The organism is Bradyrhizobium sp. Pha-3, assembly GCF_042258325.1.
GTDB lineage: Bacteria > Pseudomonadota > Alphaproteobacteria > Rhizobiales > Xanthobacteraceae > Bradyrhizobium > Bradyrhizobium elkanii.
This window is the reverse complement of the sequence record NZ_CP170151.1, coordinates 9,046,168-9,067,092: the sequence shown is the minus strand read 5'-3', so window position 1 is coordinate 9,067,092 and position 20,925 is coordinate 9,046,168. Positions and strand designations below refer to the sequence as shown.

The following is a 20,925-nucleotide window of genomic DNA, read 5'->3' as shown; positions in this document are numbered from 1 at the left end:
TAAGCGGACCTGCGAAATGCCGTGACAGAATGAGACCGCGACGGCTTTCGCAAGCCGTCGCGGCAATCGTCATTAACAGAGTATCAATGTCGGCTTCGGCCGCTGGTGAAAGCGATTGCGGCGCGCGCGGTTGCACCAACACGTGCGGCTGTGCCGGAATGACGACTTATCAACAGCTCGGAAGCTTGCACTGCATGGTGCAGTGAACACCGGTCTTCAGGTAACTGATCTCGGTCTTGCCGTCGAACGGCCGCAGCGCCGACTTGAGCAGCTTGGTGCCGAAGCCGGCTTCGCCGATCGCCTCGACTACCGGTCCTTCGGTCTCGTCCCAAATCACGTTGAGACGTCCGTCGTCGACCGTCCATGACACCTGTAAAAATCCGCGCGGCGAGGAGAAGGCGCCGTACTTTCCGGCGTTGGTTGCGAGCTCATGGAAGATCAGCGCCAGCGAGACGGCGAGCTTGGCGGGCAGGAACAGCTGCTCGCCATTAAGGTTGAACCGCACGTGGCCGTAGGGCCCGAGTTCCGAGCGTAGCAAATCCTTGATATCGCAGCCATAGCCGTCGACCCGCGCGATCAGATCGTCGGTCGCCGAGAGCGCGCGGATGCGATGGTCGATGCGCTGCCAGACATCGGGCCGGTCCTGCAGCGCCTGATGCAGCACGGCGTGAATGGTCGAGGACTTGTTCTTCAGCCGATGCTGCAATTCGTCGACCACGACCTTGCGGTACTGCTCTTCCTCGATCAGCCGTTTGGAAACTTCGCGCTGCTGAGCGACCAGGGAACGGTAGTGCTCCACGCCCCAGATCGCGATGCCGCACACAACCCAGAAGATCATCAACAGCGCAAAGCGCGCCGGATCGGCGTGCGAACCGCTGAAATTGAGCACCACGCCGAGCAGCCCGCTCGCCAGCGCGGTTGCGATCCCGATCCGGAAACCGCCAAGGGCGGTGGCAAAGAACACCGCCGGGAAATAGGGCGTGAAGAACACGTCCGGCCGGATCTGGGCGAGCCCGAAGCGCGCGGCCGTGGCCAAAACGAGACAAAGCACCGCGAAGGCGACCGCAAGCCGCACCGACGGCTGGACATCGCCCCGCCAACACGCCCTGAAATCATCGATCCATTTCGCCATTGCTCGTTCCAGTTCACGTGAACAGGCGACCCAAAATAAGGCCGCTGCGACCGAAAAACCGCAGTTGTGGCCTTATAGCCACAGGCGGACCTTGCGAGCGTGGCGGCGTGCAAGTGCTTGTATTGGCAGCAGGAGCTGGGGAATATCCGCAACATCATACGTAAGTTGAGGGACTGACATGGGACGGCTGGACGGCAAGGTCGCGGTGATCACAGGGGCGACCAGCGGCATCGGGCTACGCACGGCGGAGATCTTTGTCGCGGAGGGCGCGAAGGTCGTGATCGCCGGGCGTCGCGCGCCGGAGGGCGAGGCACTGGCGCAACAGCTCGGCGAGGCTTGCGTGTTTCGTCAGACCGACGTCACGGTCGAGGAACAGATGCAGGCGCTGATCGCGCTTGCGGTCGAGAAGTTCGGCCGGATCGACTGCCTGTTCAACAATGCCGGCGGCCCGGCGCAGACCGGGGGCATCGAAGGTCTCGACGTCGAGCGGTTCGACGCCGCGATGGCGACGCTGGTGCGCAGCGTCATGCTCGGCATGAAGCATGCCGCGCCCTACATGCGCAAACAGGGCTCCGGCAGCATCATCAACAATGGCAGCATCGCCGGACGGCTCGCCGGCTTCTCCTCGTCGATGGTCTACGGCGCCGCGAAGGCCGCGGTCATCCATTTCACCAAATGCGTGGCGATGGAGCTCGGCGAGTCCGGCATCCGCGTCAACTCGATCTCGCCCGGTGCGATCGCCACCGGCATTTTCGGCAAGGCGCTCGGGTTGTCGACGGAAGCGGCCGAGAAGACCGCGGCCGTGATGCGCGAGGTCTACAAGGCGGCACAGCCGATCCCGCGCGCCGGCCTGCCCGACGACATCGCGCATGCCGCGGTGTTCCTGGCGAGCGACGAGTCGAGCTTCATCAACGGCCATGACCTCGTGATCGACGGCGCCATCACCGGCGGCCGCAACTGGAGCCAGCAGCAGGCGGGCTACGTCGCGCTGCGCAAGGCGTTCGATCAGGGGGCGGGGTAGCAGCATCCGTCATTGCGAGCGACGCGATTTGTCCGCAGAAGCATTGGCGAAGGCGGAAGCAATCCATAACGTGCACGGCAGATTCCTTCAGGGCGAGGAAAATGCATGAAGCGCGTCTTGATCACGGGCATGTCTGGAACGGGGAAATCGTCCGCGGTCGAAGAGCTGGTTGCGCGAGGTCATCAGGCTTACGACCTTGACACGCCCGAGTGGTCTCAATGGGTCGACACAGATCCCGCAGACACCCTGACGCCAACGCAAGGAAAGGACTGGGTCTAGCGAGAAGATCGCGTTCGCGTGCTCCTGTCCAAGCCAGGAGACGGTACGTTGTTCATTAGCGGTTGTGCCGAGAATATGCGCCGACTTTTTTCCATGATCGATGTCATAGTCCTTCTCTCGGCTCTTGTCGCAACAATCATGGCGCGGCTCGCGATGCGATCCGGCGGCTACGGACAAATCGCGGAGGAGCGGAACAAGGTTTGCCATCTGACCTCGACCATCGAGCCTCTGTTACGGAAGTCTGCTCACTACGAGATCGAAACAACGAGGTCGGTCACCGCAACCGTCGATGAGATTCTCCGAATATCGTAGTGACGGCGCAGCTGTTGAAGCTGCTGGTCGCGAAGGGTCACAAAGCGACGCAAGCCGGCTTCGCTGGCATCAGGTGCGGCAAATTAACCCGACGGGCAAATTAGCGCTTCCGTCGTCGGGCAAATCAGATGTTCAATTCCGCCCGTCTCACCCGATCGAGGGGCGCTTCGCGATCGTCACGAACGCGGCGTGGGATGCGGTGGACGCTGATTGCGCAACTGACGAGTGCGTATGAGGCGGACGGCGAAGTCGTGCAGGCCTGACGCCCTAGCGGTAGGTGTCCTGTTGCAGAACGCGAAAGCGCGTTTTGCGACGGCGGTGACAAAAAAGCCCAGTCTCGCCGGGGAGAGCACGTATAAGCCGTAGCCCATCGTGCAGGGAAAGCCGGATTGCTCCGGTTACACCTGTGGTCCTACCCCCGAGCTTACTACCCATTGCTCGGGGCCCATGGGTGCGATCGGCACCCGGCTTTCCCTGCGCCCTCTACGACACAGACGGCGGAACGAAGAGCAAAGCTCGGACGAATCGTGTCGCGAGAATGCGAACTCACGATTCACGGGCCGCGCAACACACTCGCTGTCGTCCCTGCGAAAGCAGGGACCCATAACCACGAATGGTGATTGTTGCCCAATGGTGGAACGACGAGTCCCGTTCACAACATCCGCCGCGGCATATGGGTCCCGGCCTGCGCCGGGACGACAGCGGTGGATGTGGCGCGAGCTGGCGTTCTTTCTTCCTCCAGGAAGGGTCGTAAATCACACCTTCTGCTTGGCCGCTGCCTTCGCAAGATCCGGTGCATTCACCGCGGGGATCGCGACGCGGCCGGGGCCGGTTTGTTGAAGCGCGGCGGCGGCCTTGTCGTTCTGCATGATCTTGGCCATCACGGCCTGGCCGGCGCGTTCGAACACGGCGCGATTGTCGATCAGGAACTGGCGCGACTTGCGCAGGCCGTCGATATAGCCGTTGATCTCGGGCACGACATAGCGCGCGACCATGTCCCAGCTGCGGCGGGTGTTTTCCGGATTGGCCCAGTCGTGCGCGAAGCCGATGATCGAACCGACGCCGCCGGAGACATCGACCAGATTCTTGATCATCTTGATCAGATCATCCGGCGTGCCGATGGTGGACGCGGCGCCTTCGACGAAGGCGGTCTTGTCGACGGCCTCATCCGGCGAGGAGAACGCCGTCAGGCCCGGCCGCATCAGGGTGCCGACATTATATTCGTTGTGCCAGCGCATCAGCCCGGCGCCGGCCTCGCGCCGCGCCTGCTCGCGGGTCTCGGCGATGTGCCAGGACAGCAGCACGCGCCAGTTGGACCGGCTCACGGTGGTGCCGGCCTTCTTGGCGGCGTCCTCGGCGAACTGCCATTGCTGCGGCAGCGCCATCAGGCCCTGGGTCGACATCGAGCCGAGCGAGATGATGCCGATGCCGTATTTGCCGGCGAGCGTCATGCCCGACGGCGAGATCTGCGAGGCCACCACGAACGGCATGTCCTCCTGCAGCGGCAGGATCTGCAACGCGGCGTCGTGCATCTCGAACCAGTCGGTCTTGGCGGTGACGCGCTCGCCGTTGAACAGGCGGCGGATCACCGAAATTGCCTCATCCTGGCGGTCGCGCTGGGTCATCGGGTCGATGCCGAGCGTATGGGCGTCGGAGGCGAGCGCACCGGGGCCGGAGCCGAAGATGGCGCGGCCGCCGGTCATATGGTCGAGCTGCACCATGCGCTGCGCGACGTTGAAGGGGTGGTGATAGGGCAGCGAGATCACGCCGGTGCCGAGCTTGATGCGCTTGGTGCGCTCGCCGGCGGCGGCCAGAAACATTTCCGGCGAGGCGATGGTCTCCCAGCCCGAGGAGTGGTGCTCGCCGCACCAGAATTCGTCGTAACCGAGCGCGTCGAGCTGCTCGACGAAATCGAGGTCGCGGCGGAATTGCAGCATCGGATGCTCGCCGATCGGGTGATGCGGGGCGAGGAAGGCTCCGAACTTGAGGCGCGCCATGGGTCGTTCTCTCCGGACTATTGTTATCGGGGGCTTTCCACCAACCTACGGGGTGGCCCGGGGCAAGGCAATGCTCGGGGGTTGCGGCGGTCGCATGGTTGTTGCGCAAATCGGCGGCGATTGCCGCCCTCCGGAATGTTTCCCAGCGCGTCAACGCAAATTGGCAGCCGGGGCTCGGGCGTCTGTGATCCCGGGCTTACCTCGCAGGTAATCGAAGCGATGACCGGAATCTGCTGATGTCCGGCATAACGTCATTTCGGGCAGGACAGGACATGCACCAGATCGTTTCGGCGCGAGCGGACACATCCCGCCGCTGGTGGGTGCTGGCGATCGTGGTGTCGGCGCAATTCATGTTCGGTGTCGATGCCTTCATCGTCAACGTCGCGATCCCGACGATCGCGGCGGAGCTGCACGCGACGCCGGCGCAGATCGAGGCCGTGATCGCGATCTACCTGATCGCCTATGCCACCCTGGTGGTCACCGGCGGCCGGCTTGGCGACATCCACGGCACGAGGAACGTGTTCATCGCTGGCGTCGCCGGATTCTCGGTGACCTCGCTGTGGTGCGGTCTCGCGCAGTCCGGGCCCGAGCTCATCGTCGCGCGGCTCGCGCAGGGCGCAACCGCGGCGCTGATGGTGCCGCAGGTGCTGGCGACGCTGCATCTGCTGTTCTCAGACGCCGCCCGCGCGCGGGCGTTCGGCATCTACGGCATCGTGCTGGGGCTCGCGGGCGCCGCCGGCTTCATGCTCGGCGGCGTGCTGGTGACGCTCGACCTCGCCGGGCTTGGCTGGCGCGCGGTGTTCTTCGTCAATGTGCCGTGCGGCGTCGTCATCATCGCCGCGGCGCTGAAGATCATGCCGACAGTGCCGCGCCGCGCCGGCACGCGACTCGATATCCCGGGCGCGATCGTGCTGTTCGCGGGCCTGCTGTGCCTGATCGGTCCGCTGCTGTTCGGCCATGATCTTAACTGGACGGCATGGGTGTGGCTGGTGATGGCAGCGGGCATCGCTGTGATCGCGGCCTTCGTGCGGCTCGAGCGGTCCGTCGCGCGCCGCGGCGGCATGCCGCTGATCGATCTGTCGCTGCTGTCGGATCGCGCCTTCATGCGCGGGCTGGTCGCGGTGTTTTTCTTCTTCTTCGCCAACCTGTCCTTCTACCTCATCATGACCATGTTCATGCAGAAGGGCTTGCAGATTCCGCCGCTGGAGGCCGGGCTGGTGTTCGTGCCGCTGGCGCTGACCTTCGTGGTTGCCTCGCGTCACAGCGGCGTGCGCGCCAGGCATCGCGGCACGCTGGTGCTGATCGAGGGCTGTGCGTTGCAGATCGTCGGTCTCGCCGTGCTGGTCGCGACAATTGAGGCGGTCGCGGCACCGTCGGCACTGCTGCTCGCACTGGTGCTGATGATCTTCGGCTACGGCCAGGGGCTTGTCATGGCGCCATTGTCGAGCGCGGTGCTCGCGAGCGTGCAGCCCGCCAGCGCCGGTGCCGGCTCCGGCATGTACGGCACGACGACGCAGATCGGCAACGCGGGCGGCGTTGCCGCGATCGGCGCCGTCTTCTTCGCAATCGAGAGCACGATGTCAGCACGTCTGGCGCTGTTTGCGGCATGCGCATTGTTTGTGCTGTCGATCACCATTTCAGCCGCATTTCTGTCATGGATGCGCCGTGCGAGCGCATGAATCCGCGCGCATGTGGTGCGTTCCTTTCAAAAAATTCATGCTCGACAAGGTGCTAAGGCAACCATTTCACGCAGCCCGCGGCGCGATCACGCGTTAACGCCGATTCTCACAATTCCGCAGGGAAAGACAGCATACGGCCTTTTCATTTTGCGGTGCAGCAATTATCTGATCGGGTGACACAGAAGACTAAATCACCTCAGGAGTTGCTGTTGTCCCTGATCAACAACGTCGAATTTCTGCGTCATCTGCCGAAGATGAACGCGTTCAGCGGCCTTGGCGCACTCGCGCCGGCCGTGCCGACGCCGCTCGTCGAGACGACCGAATTCGGCGTCAACCCCGGCGATCTGAAAATGTTCTCGTTCGTGCCCGCGCAGCTGGCGCGGTCGCCCGCGCTCGTCGTGGTCTTGCATGGCTGCGGCCAGACCGCCGCGTCGTACGATCTCGGTGCCGGCTGGTCGGCGCTTGCGGCGCATTACGGCTTTGCGCTGCTGATGCCGGAGCAGCAGGCGGCCAACAATGGCAACACCTGCTTCAACTGGTTCAATCCGCAGGACATCGCGCGCGGGCAGGGCGAGGCCGCGTCGATCAGGCAGATGATCGCGCATCTGGTCGGCACGCACGAGATCGACCCGCGCCGCATCTATGTGACGGGACTGTCCGCCGGCGGCGCGATGGCGTCGGTCATGCTCACGACCTATCCGGATGTGTTCGCGGCCGGCGCCATCATCGCCGGCCTGCCGTTCGGCGTCGCCACCGATCTGCGCGAAGCGCTGCACGCGATGATGCATGGCAGCGCGCTGTCCGCGCCCGAGCTCGGCGGTCTCGTCCGCAACGCCTCGACGCATGGCGGCGCCTGGCCGAAGATCTCGGTGTGGCACGGCAGCGCCGACCGCACCGTGCACCCGGGCAATGCCGATGCGATCGTGCGGCAGTGGCTCGACGTGCACGGCCTGCCGCTTGCTGCGATGTCGAAGGCGGATGTCGACGGCCATCCGCGCGAGGTGTGGTGGAACGCCGACGGCGAAACGCTGGTCGAGTCCTACACCATCGCCGACATGGCGCATGGCACGCCGCTCGGGCTTGCTGACAATGACGAGCGCTATGGCGTGGAGGGCGCGTTCCTGATCGAGGCCGGGATCTCCTCGTCCTATCACATCGCGAGCTTCTTCGGCCTGACCGACAAGGTCCGTCAGCCGCATATCGCGCCGACCGGAATCCCGCGCGAGCGCGCCAACACGGTGTCGATGACGGTACCGGTGCCCGCGGCCGAGCCGGAGGTGGCATCCGACCGCAAGAGCGACCGGCCGCGCAAGCGACGGAGCAAGGGTGTCGATGTCGGCGGCGCCATCACGCGGGCGCTCACCGCCGCGGGGCTGATGAGTAAGGGCTGATGAAGTAGCTACATCTCGCCGGTCAGGAACGGGTTCGTCATCCGCTCCTGGCCGATGCTCGATCCGGCGCCGTGGCCGCAGATGAAGCCGACATCGTCGCCGAGCGGCAGCAGCTTGTCCTTGATCGACTGGATCAGCGTCGGATGGCTGCCGCCGGGCAGGTCGGTGCGCCCGACCGAGCCGGCGAACAGGACGTCGCCGACATGGGCGAAGCGCAGCTCCTTGTTGAAGAACACCACGCTGCCCGGTGAATGGCCGGGGCAGTGCAGGATGTCGAAGGTGAGATCGCCGATCGAGACCTGATCCCCCTCATCGAGCCAGCGGTCTGGTCCGAAATTGCGTACCCCGGTCATGCCGAAGCGTTCGCCGCTCGAGACGACATTGTCGAGCAGATATTTGTCGGCGATATGCGGGCCCTCGATCTTGACCTGCAGCGCATCGCGCAATTCGGCGGCGCCGCCGACATGGTCGATATGACCGTGGGTCAGCCAGATCTTCTCGACCGTCACGCCGGTCTGCTTGATCGCGGCCTGGATCTTCGCCACGTCGCCGCCGGGGTCGATCACCACGGCCTTCTTGGTCGGCTCGTGCCAGATGATGGTGCAGTTCTGCTCGAACAGCGTCACCGGCACGATGATCGCGCCGGCCTTCGGTTTGGTGTCGGTTGTCTCGTTCATGAGGGCACCATAGGCTTCCGGCAAACGCCGTCAACACGCACCGGAAATGCGGCTGCCTCGGCGTGTGATCCCAAAACGGACCGTGATAAGGTCGCCTCCAGCAGAACAAGTTCGTGAGCAGGCCGGTACGCGGCTGCTCTCGATCACGATTCAAGTCCTCGTAGTCCGGAACTTCATGACCCAGGCTCCCAAATCACCGATCGGCGGACCCCGGACCACCGCGCGCGCCTTCTTCGTCGCGGACCGCATCAACACGTCAGGTCTCGAGCGCGGCGACGTGCTGGCCACGACGCCGCTGGCGTTTCGCGTCAATGACAATGGTGTGGCGATTCTGTTCCGCTACGGCGTCGTCGTCCTGATCGGCCTCAATGCGCTGGAGGAGGATGAATTCCTGCGCAGCCTGCAGTCGCGCATGACCGGCCTGTTCACGCGGCGCGAGGAGGAGATCGCAATCATCGAGCTCGCCGCCGAGAAGGAGGATCAGATTCCGCCGGGCGGCCCGATCTATCTGCAAGGCCTCTCGCCGGAGCGGCTGATCCTGGTCGGCGAGGCGTTGGCGAAAAGCGTGGTGCTGGCGCGGCACGAGCGCGAGGTCCGAGCGGTCTTCGACACGACCGAGCCGCTTGCACGTGAGCTCGCCAAGGGCGGCCGCGTCCATGGCGGCCGCGTTGCGATCCTCAAGCACATCGGCAACGCGCTGCTGGTGCGGCATCGCGTGGCCGGACCGGTCGAGGTGTCGGAGAAGCCCGATATCCTTTGGGACAAGCCGCAGCTCGAGCGACTCTACGCCAGGCTCGAGGACGAGTATGAATTGAAGGAGCGTGCGGAATCGCTGAACCGCAAGCTCGCGGTCGTCGCCGAAACCGCGCAGGTGCTGACCGACATCATCGACACCAGCCGCTCGTTGCGGCTCGAGCTGATCATCGTCTTTCTGATCCTGTTCGAGGTGCTGATCACCATCTATCAGCTGGCGATGGCCCGGCACTAAGTCTACCTGTAGCCCGGATGGAGCGAAGCGAAATCCGGGAATCTCGCCAATTGTGCCAGTGGTCCCGGATTACGCTTTGCTCCATCCGGGCTACGGCGCTACGGCGCCATCTTTCCGTCCCGAATTGTGCGTCATCCCTGAACCGATCGGCCGCCCCGGGCGCGGGGCGGCCTGGGCCGGGCTGCGAGCTTGGGGGACGGGATGGATCAGGACGACCGGGACTGGTGGCGACGCGGCATTTTCTATCAGGTCTATCCGCGCTCGTTCGGAGATAGCGACGGTGACGGCGTCGGCGATCTCAAGGGGATCATCGCGCGGTTGCCCTATCTGACGCGGCTTGGCGTCGACGCGGTGTGGCTGTCGCCGATCTTTTCATCGCCGATGGCCGATTTCGGCTACGATATCTCCGATTACACCGGCATCGATCCGCTGTTCGGGACAATGGAGGATTTCGACGCGCTGGTCGCGGCCGCGCACGATTCCGGCCTCAAGCTGATCCTCGATCTGGTGCCGAACCACACATCCGACCAGCATCCCTGGTTCATCGAGGCGAAGAGCTCGCGCGACAACCCCAAACGCGACTGGTACATCTGGCGCGATCCGGCGCCGGACGGCGGCCCGCCCAACAACTGGCTGTCCGAGTTCGGAGGCAGTGCCTGGGCGTATGACGAGCCCTCGGGCCAATACTATTATCACGCCTTCCTTGCGCAGCAGCCCGATCTCAACTGGCGCAATCGCGAGGTCAGGGACGCGATCTACGACGTGATGCGCTTCTGGCTGCGCAAGGGCGTCGACGGCTTTCGCGTCGACGTGATCTGGCACCTGATCAAGGATGCCGACTTCCGCGATAACCCGACGAACCCGCATTATCGCGCGGACCGGCCGCCGCACGAAAAGCTGCTGACGCAATATTCGACCGATCAGCTCGAGGTGCACACGGTCATCACCGAGATGCGCGGCGTCACCGAGGAATTCGACAACCGCGTGCTGATCGGCGAGATCTATCTGCCGCTGCACCGGCTGGTTGCCTATTACGGCAACGATCTGCGCGGCGCGCAGATGCCGTTCAACTTCGCGCTGCTGTCGACCTTGTGGAGTGCGCGAGCGGTCGAGATGATCATCGCCGACTACGAAAAGGCGCTGCCGCCGGGTGCGTGGCCGAACTGGGTGCTCGGCAATCATGACCGGCCGCGGGTGGCGAGCCGGGTGGGGCCGGCGCAGGCGCCGGTCGCCGCGATGCTGCTGCTGACGCTGCGCGGCACGCCGACGCTCTATTACGGCGACGAGATCGGCATGCGCCAGGTTGCGATTGCGCCGGATCAGGTGCGCGATCCCTTCGAGAAGAACGTGCCGGACATCGGCGTCGGCCGTGACGGCTGCCGCACGCCGATGCAATGGAGCGCCGAGCGCCATGCCGGCTTCTCGACGGCCCCGCCGTGGCTGCCGCTGGCGCAGGATTTTGCCAGCGACAATGTCGCAAGTCTCGAGGAAGAGCGGGCGTCGATCCTCAATCTCTACAAGGCGCTGATCGCGCTGCGGCGAAGGCTGCCGCAGCTCGTCCATGGCAGCTATGAGCCGGTGGCGGCGCACGGTGATGTGCTGCTCTACCGGCGGCGTAGCATTGAGGGCGTGGCTGTGATCGCGCTGAACTTCGGCGCGGCCGCCGCGTCGGTCTCCTCAAGCGCGATCGGCTTCAGCAATGAAGTCCTCCTGTCGACCTTGATGGACCGGCAGGGCGAGAAGGTCGAAGGCGTGCTCGATCTGCGCGCCAATGAGGGCGTGATCCTCGGACCGCATCAGGACGATTGACGCCGTGTGCGGGGCTCATTGGTATCGATGTCGCTGCGCTTGAGCAGGTAATCGAGCCCACCGACCCGATACCAGCGATAGCCATAGGCCTCGATCAGAAGCTTGTGGCGACCGGCATCGTCGGCGCGGCTGTGGTCCTCGGTCAGGAGATTGACGAGGAGATTGCCGGCGTCGTCGGGCAGCCTGACGTTGAAAGATATCTCGAGCGGCTTTTCCGCGAAATTGTGCACGAACAGCACCGAGTTGTTACGCCAGTCGTACCGGACGATCAGGATGGCGGGATTTCGGGTTGCGATGACCTTGAAATCCCCCCAGCCGACCTCGGGGACTTCCTTGCGCATGCGGACGATCCGCTCGGTCCAGTTCAGCATCGAATTGGGGTCGCGCCGTTGCTTGGCCGCGTTGACGTGCTCATAGCCATACGGTCCATTGTCGATGATGGGCACACATGGCCGATCGCTTTCGGTGAAGCCGGCGTGCGGCTCGGTCGACCATTGCATCGGCGTGCGCGCGCAACCGCGCTCGGGCAGGTCGAGATTGTCGCCCATGCCGAGCTCATCGCCGTAGCGAATCACGGGCGTGCCGGGAAGCGTGCACATCACGCTGTAAGCGAGCTCGATGCGTCGGCGGTCGCCGCCCAGCATGGGCGCAAGCCGTCGCCGGATGCCCCGGTCGTAGAGCTGCATGCTCTTGTCGGCACCGAATGCCTTGAACACCGTCTCGCGCTGCGGCTTGGTGAGGCGGCCCAGGTCGAGTTCATCATGATTGCGCAGGAACAAGCCCCATTGTGCGGTCGCGGGCCGTGGCTTGGTTGCTGTCAGGGCCTTCGCCAGCGGCTTCGTATCCGCCGACGCCAGCGCGTAGAACAGGTGCTGATTGACGTGGAAGTTAAACATCATGTGCATCCGGTCGCCGTCACGCCCGAAATATTCCATGTCGGTCTCGGGCAATACGTTGGCTTCCGCGAGGATGATCGCGTTGCCCTGGCGCCATTGCAGGAATTCCCGAAACGATCGCAGCATGTCGTACTGCTCGACCGGCTTGCGCCTGGAGGCGCCTTTGGTCGCGATCACGAACGGCACGGCGTCCATGCGGAAGCCCGAGACGCCGAGCTGGATCCAGAACCCCATGATCTTGAGGATCTCGGCCTGCACATGCGGGTTCGATGTGTTGAGGTCCGGCTGGAAATCGTAGAAGCGATGAAAGTACCAGGCACCGGCTTGCTTGTCGCGCGTCCAGGTCGATTTCTGAACGCCGGGAAATACCATGCCGGTATTGGCATTGGCGGGCTTCTTGTCCGACCAGACGTACCAGTCGCGGTGCGGCGAGTCCTTCGAGCTGCGCGCTGATCGAAACCAGGCGTGCTGATCCGAGGTGTGATTGACGACGAGATCGATGATGACGCGGATGCCGCGCTGCTGGCAGCCATGGGTGAATTCAACGAAATCACCCAGCGTGCCGTAGCGCGGATCGACGTCGTAATAGTCCGAGATGTCGTAGCCGTCGTCCCTGTTGGGCGAAGGCTGAAACGGCATCAGCCAGATCGCGGTGATGCCGAGCCCGTGCAAATAGTCCAGGCGTCGCAGCAGGCCGCTGAAATCACCGATGCCATCGCCGTTGGCATCCATGTAGGTGCCAACCGACAGGCAGTAGATCACTCCGTTCTTGTACCAGAGGTCGTCGATCACCAGGCAATCCTCTTCGGTCCACCCGTGGCGGCGGCCGGGAGGATAAGCGGTGAGGCGGCGACGGGTTCCTGCGAGCGCCGTCCCGCAAGGAGCCGGACGACGCTCGGCGCCGAGTGGCTACCGCTTGATTTGCGCCTTCAACGTGTCTTCGACGACGCGATCGAACGATGACGCCTTCGGCGCGCTCTTGCGGTGCTCGGCGACGTATTTGTCGCGCTTGGCGAGCAGCGCGGCGAGCTTCTCGTTCGGCGCCTTGCGCTGGACGATCTGCTTGTCGATCTCGGCGCTGCGTGCTTCTGACTTCATGGCGCGGAGGTTGTCCGGCAGATCCTCGTCCGTGACCTTTGCTACATCGTTGCGGCCGACCGCGACGTCGGCGACCAGATCACCGTCGCCGGTGACCGCCTCCGACGTCGCTTTGGCGCGCTTGCGATGAAGCTTACCATCTCCGACGCACGGGCCGGCGAAGCCGCGGCGACGCTCGCCAGCTGCTGGGTCTTGGATTCCGTTCGCTTCTGCAGTGCGCGCGGACCGTAGGGGATCACGGTGCCGTTGATCTGGCGCTGCAGGATGATGATGTCCTCGTCGAACGGCGTATCGATGGTGACGATCTGGCCGTGTCCCTCGGAACCAGGTTCCGTCGGCTTCGCGGTGCGATGAGGCCGGAATCAAGGCGCCTTCCTCGCGAATTTTCGGCCGATTCCGGCGCTGCCGCGCTCTATCGGCTGGAGCATGATCTTCGCGTAAAACCGGCTTCCACTTTTCCGGATCATGCTCTCGCGGAATCGGCTAATCTTCGCGCAATGGACTCATCCGCCCGCCAGATCGCGCTTGTGCCCGCGCCCGACCGACGCCAGTCGGAGACTGCGCTTGCGATCGCGCGCGGCACTGCGAGGCTTCTGAGATCGCTGGGATTTTCCTGCATCAGCGAATTGCCGCTGCCGTCCGGCCGAAGAGCCGATCTGGTCGCGCTGAACGAGCGCGGCGAGATCTGGATCGTCGAGATCAAGTCATCGGTCGAGGATCTGCGCGCCGACCAGAAATGGCAGGACTACCGGATGCATTGCGACCGGCTGTTCTTCGCCTTCACGCAGGATCTGCCGTGCGAGATCTTTCCCGTCGACACCGGTTTGATCATCGCCGACGCCTATGGCGCGCATCTGCACTGCGAGGCGCCGGAGCATCGCCTGCCGGCGGCCACCCGCAAGGCGATGACGGTGCGCTTTGCCATGGCCGCGGCGCAGCGGATCAACCGCCTCGTCGATCCGCAGGGGCACAGCGACTTTTAGCGAAGAACATGGTCGTTGCCCGTCATCCTGAGGCGCGAGCCTTGCGGCGCAATTGCGCCGCTGGGCGAGCCTCGAAGGATGAATCGGCCCGGCCGGTGGCCGTCGACCCTTCGAGACGACCGCTTCGCGGCCTCCTCAGGGTGACGGTGATTAAATCGTGAGGTGGGTCGAGCTACGTAGCCCGGATGGAGCGCAGCGCAATTCGGGAAGGCCGATCCGCGGATGGTCTGTCCCGGATTTCGCTGCGCTCCATCCGGGCTACAGGAGATCGAAAAAGCAAATGGCCGGGACTAGCCCGGCCATCGCGAAAACAAATGAAGCGATCGCTTACCGCGGCGCGCGCTTGGCGAGGATGCGCTGCAAGGTGCGGCGGTGCATGTTGAGACGGCGCGCGGTCTCTGAGACGTTGCGGTTGCACATCTCGTAGATGCGCTGAATGTGCTCCCAGCGCACGCGGTCCGCCGACATCGGATTGGCCGGCAGCTCGGACTTCTCGGTGCCGGTCGCGAGCAGCGCGGCGACGACGTCATCGGCGTCGGCGGGCTTCGAGAGATAATCGACGGCGCCCATCTTCACCGCGGTGACGGCGGTGGCGATGTTACCGTAGCCGGTCAGCACGATCGCGCGCGCCTCGGGGCGCTTGCGCTTCAACGCCGAAACGACGTCGAGGCCATTGCCGTCGCCGAGCCGGAGGTCGACGACCGCGAAAGCGGGCGCGGCGCGGCCGATCTCGGCGAGACCATCAGACACCGTGTCGCATGACTTCACTGCGAAGCCGCGCGTCTCCATCGCGCGCGACAGGCGTTCCAGGAACGGCTTGTCGTCCTCAACAATGAGGAGCGAGCGGTCAGCATGGTCATTCAATTCAGTGATGGCGTTCACGGTCCATTTTTCCCTGTGGCAGACACCAACAATATGGGGTCCTACCGTGGCGCTGCCAAGGCAGCCGAAAGTCGCGTGCTTGTCTGGAAAGAGCAATGCATCCGTAATGCCAGAGTTGCGAGTTAAGAATCGTTCTTAGGATTCGGTTTCGTCGCCCGGCGCGGATTCCTCGAAGCTCTCTCGCGGCCAGACGATCTGCACCACGGCGCCGTGATCGGGGAAGGTGCGATTGGTAAACGACACCTTGGCGCCGGTGCGTTCCAGCAGCGTCCTTGCGATGAAAACGCCCAGACCGAGGCCCCCACGTGGGTTTTGGGCCTCATCCGCACCCCGGCGGCGTGACAGATACGGCTCGCCGATCCGCTTCAGCATATCGGGCGCGATGCCCGGACCGTCGTCGGAAACGACGACCTCAACGGTCTCGGCGTTCCACCACGCGTTCACCTCGACGGTCTGGTGCGCGAAATCGACCGCATTTTCGAGAATGTTTCCGACGCCATAGAGGATCGCCGGATTGCGCGCGGCGACCGGTTCAGGCGTTGCTGCGACAGCAAGCCGCACCTTGATGTTGATGCCGAAATCGCGATGCGGCGCCACCGCCTCCTCGATCAAGGTCGACAGCTTCATGGTGTCGAACGGCGCGCCGCTCGATGACAATTGCGCGATCTTGCTCAGGATGTCGCGGCAGCGCTGCGCCTGCTCGCGCAGGGTCTTGAGGTCGCCGGCGATCGCCGGGTCATGCACCGTCTTCTCGAGCTCGCGCGAGATCAGGAAGATCGTCGACAGCGGCGTGCCGAGCTCATGCGCGGCGGCGGCAGCGAGGCCGTCGAGCTGGGTCAGGTGCTGTTCGCGTGTCAGCACCAGCTCGGTCGCGGCGAGCGCATCGGAGAGCTGGCGCGCTTCCTCGGTCACCTGGAATGCGTAAAGGCTGGTGACACCGATCGCGAGCAGGATCGAAAGCCAGACGCCGATCAGATAGATCGGCGGCAGCACCAAGGGATCGTCGGCGTCCCAGGGCAGCGGCAGATGGTAGAAGAACAGTGCCGAAGCGCAGGCGACCGCAAGGCAGCCGAGCGCGATCGTCAGCCGGATCGGCAGCACGGTGGCCGAGATCAGGACTGGTGCCAGGAACAGGAACGAGAACGGGTTCTGCAATCCGCCGGTGAAGTACAAGAGCCCGCCGAGCTCGACGATGTTGAAAGCGAGCAGCGCGGCGGCATAGGCGGGCTCCAGCCGCTGCATCGGGTTGAACGCGATCTGAAGCGCCAGATTGAGCAGCGCCGAGAACGTCACGATGGTGACGCATGGGACGATCGGAACGTCGAATTCCAGTCCCTGCGCCACGATGAAGATGGCGACGAGCTGGCCGAGCGCGGCGAGCCAGCGCAGCCGCAGGATCGTATCCAGGCGGACGTAGCGGCGGGGTTGGCGGAAATCGGAAGCGACGTCGGTCATTCCTGGACCTTAGCTGCGCAGTGGGCGGCGCACAAATTCGCAACTTAGCGCAACGATGCAGGGCAAGCGTTTAATTACCGCCAAGCCTTTAATTACGCCGAGCCTTGCGCTTATTGTCGCAATGGCTCAATGACGGCCATATGCAACAGGTCGGGACAGGTCAGGCGCAAGCGCCGGCGGTCGATCGGGGCGGATCGGCCGCGATCGACGTCGCGCATCTGGTCAAGCTCTACAAGACCACCCGCGCGGTCGACGATATCTCGTTCCGTATCGCGCGCGGCAGCATCACCGGCCTGCTCGGCGGCAACGGCGCCGGCAAGACCACGACGATCGCGATGATCATGGGCCTGGTGCTGCCGACCTCGGGCAGCGTCGAGGTGCTCGGTGCACGAATCCCTGAGCAGCGCTACGATGTGCTCGGCCGGATGAATTTCGAAAGCCCCTATGTCGACATGCCGATGCGGCTCACGGTGCGGCAGAACCTGACCATTTTCGGCCGTCTCTATGCCGTGCAGAATTTGCGCGACCGGATCGACCAGCTCGCCGACGATCTCGATCTCAAGGAATTCCTCGACCGCTCCAACGGCAAGCTCTCCGCCGGGCAGAAGACCCGCGTCGCGCTGGCGAAGGCGCTGATCAACGAGCCGGACCTCTTGCTGCTCGACGAGCCGACCGCATCGCTCGACCCGGATACCGCCGACTGGGTGCGGCAGCATCTCGAGACCTATCGCAAGACCCATAACGCGACCATCCTGCTGGCGTCACACAACATGCTGGAGGTCGAGCGCCTCTGCGACCGCGTCATCATCATGAAGCGCGGCAAGATCGAGGACGACGACAGCCCCGAGCGGATCATGGCGCGCTACAACCGCGACACGCTGGAGGAGGTGTTTCTCGACGTGGCGCGCGGCCGGGTGCGGGAGGGTGCACCATGAGCGAACTCGTCAGCCAGCACCAGCACGCCATTTCACTGCAACGCATCAACGCGATGGTGCTGCGCTATTGGTATCTCTTGATGTCGTCATGGCCGCGGCTGCTGGAGCTGGTCTACTGGCCGGCATTGCAGATCATCACCTGGGGCTTCCTGCAGAATTACATCTCGCAGGCATCCGGCTTCTTCGCCAAGGCGGGCGGCACGCTGATCGGCGCCGTGATCCTGTGGGACATCCTGTTCCGAGGGCAGCTCGGCTTCTCGATCTCGTTCCTGGAGGAGATGTGGGCGCGCAATCTCGGCAACCTGATGATGAGCCCGCTGAAGCCGATCGAATTCCTGCTCTCGCTGATGATCATGAGCCTGATCCGGCTCGCCATCGGCGTGATCCCGATGACGCTGCTGGCGCTGTTCTTTTTCGGCTTCAACTTCTACGCCATCGGGCTGTCGCTGATCGCGTTCTTCTGCAATCTGATCTTCACAAGCTGGTCGGTCGGCGTGTTCGCCTCGGGCCTCGTGCTGCGCAACGGGTTAGGGGCGGAAAGCATCGTCTGGACGCTGATGTTCGCGGTGATGCCGCTCGCCTGCATCTATTATCCGGTCGAGGTGCTGCCGGCCTGGCTGCAAGCTGTCGCCTGGACGCTGCCGCCGACTTACGTGTTCGAAGGCATGCGCTCGCTGTTGATCGATCACGTCTTCCGCGCCGACCTGATGGCGTGGGCGCTGGTCATCAACGCGGTCCTGTTCGCTGCCTCTTTTGCGATCTTCCTTGCCCTTTTGCAGAGCGCCAAGCGCAACGGCTCGCTGCTCGCCGGTGGTGAATAAATGTCACTTTCTCGTGGATTCTCGGTGTATTAGCCCGATATCGACCCCAGATTCGGCTCGCGGCGCATTGACGCATTGTTACGCATTGGTCAGTATGCTGCGGCGCAAAACAGGGGTCTGAAAATACTATGCCCATCGGTGAATTTGGCGGTGCCCCGCCACTAGCGGCGGAAGGCAGCCCGGCACTCACGACGCCGTTGTACTGGATGTACGAGATGGCGCATGCGTCGCTCAACCCGGTGCGCGCGGTGACCGACGCCACCAAGATCCTGTTTCAGAATCCGCTCAATCCGTGGACCCACACCGAGTTCGGCAAGTCGATCGCCGCCGGCTGTGAGCTGTTCGAGCGCACCACGCGCCGCTACGGCAAGCCCGAATGGAACCTGCCGACGACCGAGGTCAACGGCATCCGCACCCCGGTCGAGGTCCGTTCGATCTGGGAAAAGCCGTTCTGCCGCCTGCTGCATTTCGATCGCAAGCTGACGCGGCCGTTGCGCTCGCCGCAGCCGCGCGTGCTGATCGTGGCGCCGATGTCCGGCCACTATGCAACGCTGCTGCGTGGCACGGTCGAGGCGTTCCTGCCGACGCACGAGGTCTACATCACCGATTGGGCCGATGCGCGCATGGTGCCGCTCGCGGCCGGCCGGTTCGATCTCGAGGACTATGTCGACTACCTGATCGAGATGCTGCACGCGCTCGGCGGCAACATGCACGTCATCGCGGTGTGCCAGCCTTCGGTGCCTGTCGTGGCGGCTGTTTCGGTGATGGAAGCCAATAACGACCCGTTCGTGCCGCTGTCGATGACGCTGATGGGCGGGCCGATCGACACCAGGCGCAATCCGACCGCGGTCAACAACCTCGCGGAAGAGCGCGGCATCGAGTGGTTCCGCAACAATGTCATCACCAAGGTGCCGTTCCCGCATCCGGGCGTGATGCGTGACGTCTATCCGGGCTTCCTGCAGCTCAACGGCTTCATCAGCATGAACCTCGACCGGCACATGGACGCGCACAAGGCGCTGTTTGCCAATCTGGTCAAGGGTGACGGCGATCTCGTCGACAAGCACCGCGAATTCTATGACGAATATCTCGCGGTGATGGACCTCACCGCCGAATATTACCTGCAGACCGTCGATCTCGTCTTCGTCAAGCACGCGCTGCCGAAGGGCGAGATGACCCATCGCGGCAAGCCGGTCGATCCGTCGAAGATCCGCCGCGTCGCGCTGATGACGGTTGAAGGCGAGAAGGACGACATCTCCGGCCTCGGTCAAACCGAGGCGACGCACGCGCTCTGCACCGCGATTCCGAACCATCGCCGCGTGCATTACGTGCAGAAGGGCGTCGGGCACTACGGCGTGTTCAACGGCTCGCGTTTCCGCTCCGAAATCGTGCCGCGAATCTCCGATTTCATGGTTTCGGCGGCCAATACGCGGCTTTCCCTGGTCGCCGCCGCCGAATAGGTATCGCCCCGGCCGCGATTTTCGTGGTCACGCAAGCCACTGATTTAACTAAAAGAATCTCAAATCGGGCAAAGCTCAAGGGGTGAATTTAACTTCATCCTTTGAGCCTTGTTCGCGACTCCGATTCATTAGAAAAATTCCGGTTCCGACCCCTGCCGGTAGAGGTCAATTAACGGCCAGCCCCTGTATATTGGGCAAATGATTTGTTTTTGCGCTGAGCGCTTTCCCTGGCGGCGGATATGGCAAAGTTCGGGCGAACTCCTGCTCCCCGGACTCTCAGAAATGGCTACTCGCGCGCTCCTCTATCGGCGGCCTGCCGAACCCGCGACCGTATTGGTCAGACACGGCTCCCAATTCTTCACCGTCAGATTGCGCCGGCACAGGCGCGCGCGCCGCTACACGCTCAGGATACATCCGACCGATCGCGAGGCGATCCTGACGATGCCGCCGCGCGGCACGATTCCTGAAGCCAAGGAGTTCGCCAATCTCCATGGCGGCTGGATTGCCGCCCGTCTTGGCCGCTTGCCGAAGGCCGCGCCGTTCCAGCCCGGCACCGTGGTGCCGTTGCGCGGCGTGCCGCATCGCCTGGTGCACCGCTCGGGCGAGCGCGGCACGGTGTGGACCGAGACGCGCGACAGCGGCGAGAAGATCATTTGCGTCGCCGGCGGCGTCGAGCACATGGATCGCCGCGTGCACGACTTCCTCAAGCGCGAGGCGCGCAAGGATCTGCAGAAGGCGGCGCAGCTTCACGCCGCGGAACTCGGCGTGCGGGTACGCCGGATATCGATCCGCGATCAGTCGAGCCGCTGGGGCTCGTGCACCTCGGCGGGTTCGCTGTCGTTCTCATGGCGGCTGATCCTGGCGCCGCCCTTCGTGCTCGATTACCTCGCCGCGCATGAGGTCGCCCATCTTGTCGAGATGAACCACTCGGCGCGGTTCTGGCGGGTGGTCGACAAGGTCTGCGCGTCGGTGATGCGCGCCAAGAACTGGCTCGATACCTACGGCAACGACCTGCACCGCTACGGGATTCAGGAGTAGGGGACCTCTTCGCCCCGAACGTTGCTGCCATCGCCCGCGAAAGCGGGCGATCCAGTATTCCAGAGACAGTTGTAT

General features: G+C 63.9%; 18 protein-coding genes. 10 read left to right on the top strand and 8 right to left on the bottom strand.

The genetic code is table 11. From position 1 onward, the window contains the following. Positions 1-169 precede the first annotated feature (169 nt). Positions 170-1,132 carry a sensor histidine kinase gene (locus ACE10X_RS43270; protein WP_038387665.1) on the bottom strand — a complete coding sequence of 321 codons (963 nt, stop codon included), beginning with the start codon at positions 1,130-1,132 and terminating at the stop codon, positions 170-172. 178 nt (positions 1,133-1,310) lie between these two features. On the opposite strand from ACE10X_RS43270, the gene ACE10X_RS43265 reads away from it, so the two are divergent. Then, complete coding sequence (locus tag ACE10X_RS43265) at positions 1,311-2,153, top strand: SDR family NAD(P)-dependent oxidoreductase (RefSeq protein WP_038387664.1); 843 nt, start codon at positions 1,311-1,313, stop codon at positions 2,151-2,153. 87 nt (positions 2,154-2,240) lie between these two features. Here the strand turns inward: ACE10X_RS43265 and ACE10X_RS43260 are convergent, their stop codons facing one another. Beyond that, on the bottom strand, positions 2,241-2,639 hold the full coding sequence (locus tag ACE10X_RS43260) for a hypothetical protein (RefSeq protein WP_375763854.1): 399 nt from the start codon (positions 2,637-2,639) through the stop codon (positions 2,241-2,243). Positions 2,640-3,499: 860 nt separating this feature from the next. Then, positions 3,500-4,741: an LLM class flavin-dependent oxidoreductase gene (locus tag ACE10X_RS43255; protein WP_028341454.1), complete on the bottom strand. Its 1,242-nt coding sequence runs from the start codon at positions 4,739-4,741 to the stop codon at positions 3,500-3,502. 272 nt (positions 4,742-5,013) lie between these two features. Between ACE10X_RS43255 and ACE10X_RS43250 the strand changes: the two genes are divergently transcribed. Together ACE10X_RS43250 and ACE10X_RS43245 are read left to right on the top strand one after the other, a co-directional pair. Then, positions 5,014-6,420: an MFS transporter gene (locus ACE10X_RS43250; RefSeq protein WP_038387662.1), complete on the top strand. Its 1,407-nt coding sequence runs from the start codon at positions 5,014-5,016 to the stop codon at positions 6,418-6,420. 209 nt (positions 6,421-6,629) lie between these two features. Further along, complete coding sequence (locus ACE10X_RS43245) at positions 6,630-7,811, top strand: PHB depolymerase family esterase (protein WP_304557373.1); 1,182 nt, start codon at positions 6,630-6,632, stop codon at positions 7,809-7,811. Positions 7,812-7,819: 8 nt separating this feature from the next. On the opposite strand, the gene ACE10X_RS43240 is transcribed toward ACE10X_RS43245, so the two are convergent. Continuing rightward, the gene (locus ACE10X_RS43240; RefSeq protein WP_028341457.1) at positions 7,820-8,488 is read right to left on the bottom strand and encodes an MBL fold metallo-hydrolase; all 669 of its coding nucleotides are present in this window, start codon (positions 8,486-8,488) and stop codon (positions 7,820-7,822) included. A gap of 175 nt (positions 8,489-8,663) precedes the next feature. Here ACE10X_RS43240 and ACE10X_RS43235 point away from each other — a divergent pair, with 175 nt between their 5' ends. Both ACE10X_RS43235 and ACE10X_RS43230 read left to right on the top strand, forming a co-directional pair. Next, complete coding sequence (locus tag ACE10X_RS43235; RefSeq protein ID WP_038387660.1) at positions 8,664-9,476, top strand: RMD1 family protein; 813 nt, start codon at positions 8,664-8,666, stop codon at positions 9,474-9,476. 201 nt (positions 9,477-9,677) lie between these two features. Next, positions 9,678-11,285, top strand: coding sequence for an alpha-amylase family glycosyl hydrolase (locus tag ACE10X_RS43230; protein ID WP_304557372.1), 1,608 nt, complete (start codon positions 9,678-9,680; stop codon positions 11,283-11,285). On the opposite strand, the gene ACE10X_RS43225 is transcribed toward ACE10X_RS43230, so the two are convergent. Together ACE10X_RS43225 and ACE10X_RS43220 are read right to left on the bottom strand one after the other, a co-directional pair. Continuing rightward, positions 11,273-12,973 (bottom strand): alpha-amylase family protein, encoded by a 1,701-nt coding sequence (locus ACE10X_RS43225; protein WP_375763853.1) that lies wholly within the window; start codon positions 12,971-12,973, stop codon positions 11,273-11,275. The two genes, ACE10X_RS43230 and ACE10X_RS43225, sit on opposite strands and share 13 nt — an antisense overlap. A 117-nt stretch (positions 12,974-13,090) precedes the next feature. Then, positions 13,091-13,279: a hypothetical protein gene (locus ACE10X_RS43220; RefSeq protein ID WP_051003242.1), complete on the bottom strand. Its 189-nt coding sequence runs from the start codon at positions 13,277-13,279 to the stop codon at positions 13,091-13,093. Between the two features lie 497 nt (positions 13,280-13,776). Between ACE10X_RS43220 and ACE10X_RS43215 the strand changes: the two genes are divergently transcribed. Next, a complete protein-coding gene (locus ACE10X_RS43215; RefSeq protein ID WP_038387656.1) occupies positions 13,777-14,262 on the top strand; it encodes an MmcB family DNA repair protein in 486 nt (161 codons plus the stop codon). Positions 14,263-14,589: 327 nt separating this feature from the next. Here ACE10X_RS43215 and ACE10X_RS43210 read toward each other — a convergent pair whose 3' ends face one another. Beyond that, positions 14,590-15,144, bottom strand: coding sequence for an ActR/PrrA/RegA family redox response regulator transcription factor (locus ACE10X_RS43210; RefSeq protein WP_016845514.1), 555 nt, complete (start codon positions 15,142-15,144; stop codon positions 14,590-14,592). Positions 15,145-15,279: 135 nt separating this feature from the next. Further along, the gene (locus ACE10X_RS43205) at positions 15,280-16,599 is read right to left on the bottom strand and encodes an ActS/PrrB/RegB family redox-sensitive histidine kinase (protein WP_028341462.1); all 1,320 of its coding nucleotides are present in this window, start codon (positions 16,597-16,599) and stop codon (positions 15,280-15,282) included. Between the two features lie 140 nt (positions 16,600-16,739). Here ACE10X_RS43205 and ACE10X_RS43200 point away from each other — a divergent pair, with 140 nt between their 5' ends. The 4 genes from ACE10X_RS43200 to ACE10X_RS43185 all read left to right on the top strand — a co-directional run bounded on the left by ACE10X_RS43200 (position 16,740) and on the right by ACE10X_RS43185 (position 20,850). Beyond that, positions 16,740-17,534 carry an ABC transporter ATP-binding protein gene (locus tag ACE10X_RS43200; RefSeq protein ID WP_038387654.1) on the top strand — a complete coding sequence of 265 codons (795 nt, stop codon included), beginning with the start codon at positions 16,740-16,742 and terminating at the stop codon, positions 17,532-17,534. Continuing rightward, complete coding sequence (locus tag ACE10X_RS43195; protein WP_375763852.1) at positions 17,531-18,355, top strand: ABC transporter permease; 825 nt, start codon at positions 17,531-17,533, stop codon at positions 18,353-18,355. The genes ACE10X_RS43200 and ACE10X_RS43195 overlap by 4 nt, the downstream gene beginning before the upstream one ends. Before the next feature lie 128 nt (positions 18,356-18,483). Continuing rightward, the gene (locus tag ACE10X_RS43190; RefSeq protein WP_028341465.1) at positions 18,484-19,812 is read left to right on the top strand and encodes a polyhydroxyalkanoate depolymerase; all 1,329 of its coding nucleotides are present in this window, start codon (positions 18,484-18,486) and stop codon (positions 19,810-19,812) included. Positions 19,813-20,010: 198 nt separating this feature from the next. Further along, a complete protein-coding gene (locus ACE10X_RS43185) occupies positions 20,011-20,850 on the top strand; it encodes a M48 family metallopeptidase (protein WP_038387647.1) in 840 nt (279 codons plus the stop codon). Positions 20,851-20,925 lie beyond the last annotated feature (75 nt).

Bases quoted from the DNA above. Each gene is read 5' to 3' on its own strand.
- ACE10X_RS43270 (WP_038387665.1), bottom strand. From the start codon at position 1,132: ATGGCGAAATGGATCGATGATTTCAGGGCGTGTTGGCGGGGCGATGTC.
- ACE10X_RS43265 (WP_038387664.1), top strand. From the start codon at position 1,311: ATGGGACGGCTGGACGGCAAGGTCGCGGTGATCACAGGGGCGACCAGC.
- ACE10X_RS43260 (WP_375763854.1), bottom strand. From the start codon at position 2,639: ATGGCAAACCTTGTTCCGCTCCTCCGCGATTTGTCCGTAGCCGCCGGA.
- ACE10X_RS43255 (WP_028341454.1), bottom strand. From the start codon at position 4,741: ATGGCGCGCCTCAAGTTCGGAGCCTTCCTCGCCCCGCATCACCCGATC.
- ACE10X_RS43250 (WP_038387662.1), top strand. From the start codon at position 5,014: ATGCACCAGATCGTTTCGGCGCGAGCGGACACATCCCGCCGCTGGTGG.
- ACE10X_RS43240 (WP_028341457.1), bottom strand. From the start codon at position 8,488: ATGAACGAGACAACCGACACCAAACCGAAGGCCGGCGCGATCATCGTG.
- ACE10X_RS43235 (WP_038387660.1), top strand. From the start codon at position 8,664: ATGACCCAGGCTCCCAAATCACCGATCGGCGGACCCCGGACCACCGCG.
- ACE10X_RS43230 (WP_304557372.1), top strand. From the start codon at position 9,678: ATGGATCAGGACGACCGGGACTGGTGGCGACGCGGCATTTTCTATCAG.
- ACE10X_RS43220 (WP_051003242.1), bottom strand. From the start codon at position 13,279: ATGAAGTCAGAAGCACGCAGCGCCGAGATCGACAAGCAGATCGTCCAG.
- ACE10X_RS43215 (WP_038387656.1), top strand. From the start codon at position 13,777: ATGGACTCATCCGCCCGCCAGATCGCGCTTGTGCCCGCGCCCGACCGA.
- ACE10X_RS43205 (WP_028341462.1), bottom strand. From the start codon at position 16,599: ATGACCGACGTCGCTTCCGATTTCCGCCAACCCCGCCGCTACGTCCGC.
- ACE10X_RS43200 (WP_038387654.1), top strand. From the start codon at position 16,740: ATGCAACAGGTCGGGACAGGTCAGGCGCAAGCGCCGGCGGTCGATCGG.
- ACE10X_RS43195 (WP_375763852.1), top strand. From the start codon at position 17,531: ATGAGCGAACTCGTCAGCCAGCACCAGCACGCCATTTCACTGCAACGC.
- ACE10X_RS43190 (WP_028341465.1), top strand. From the start codon at position 18,484: ATGCCCATCGGTGAATTTGGCGGTGCCCCGCCACTAGCGGCGGAAGGC.
- ACE10X_RS43185 (WP_038387647.1), top strand. From the start codon at position 20,011: ATGATTTGTTTTTGCGCTGAGCGCTTTCCCTGGCGGCGGATATGGCAA.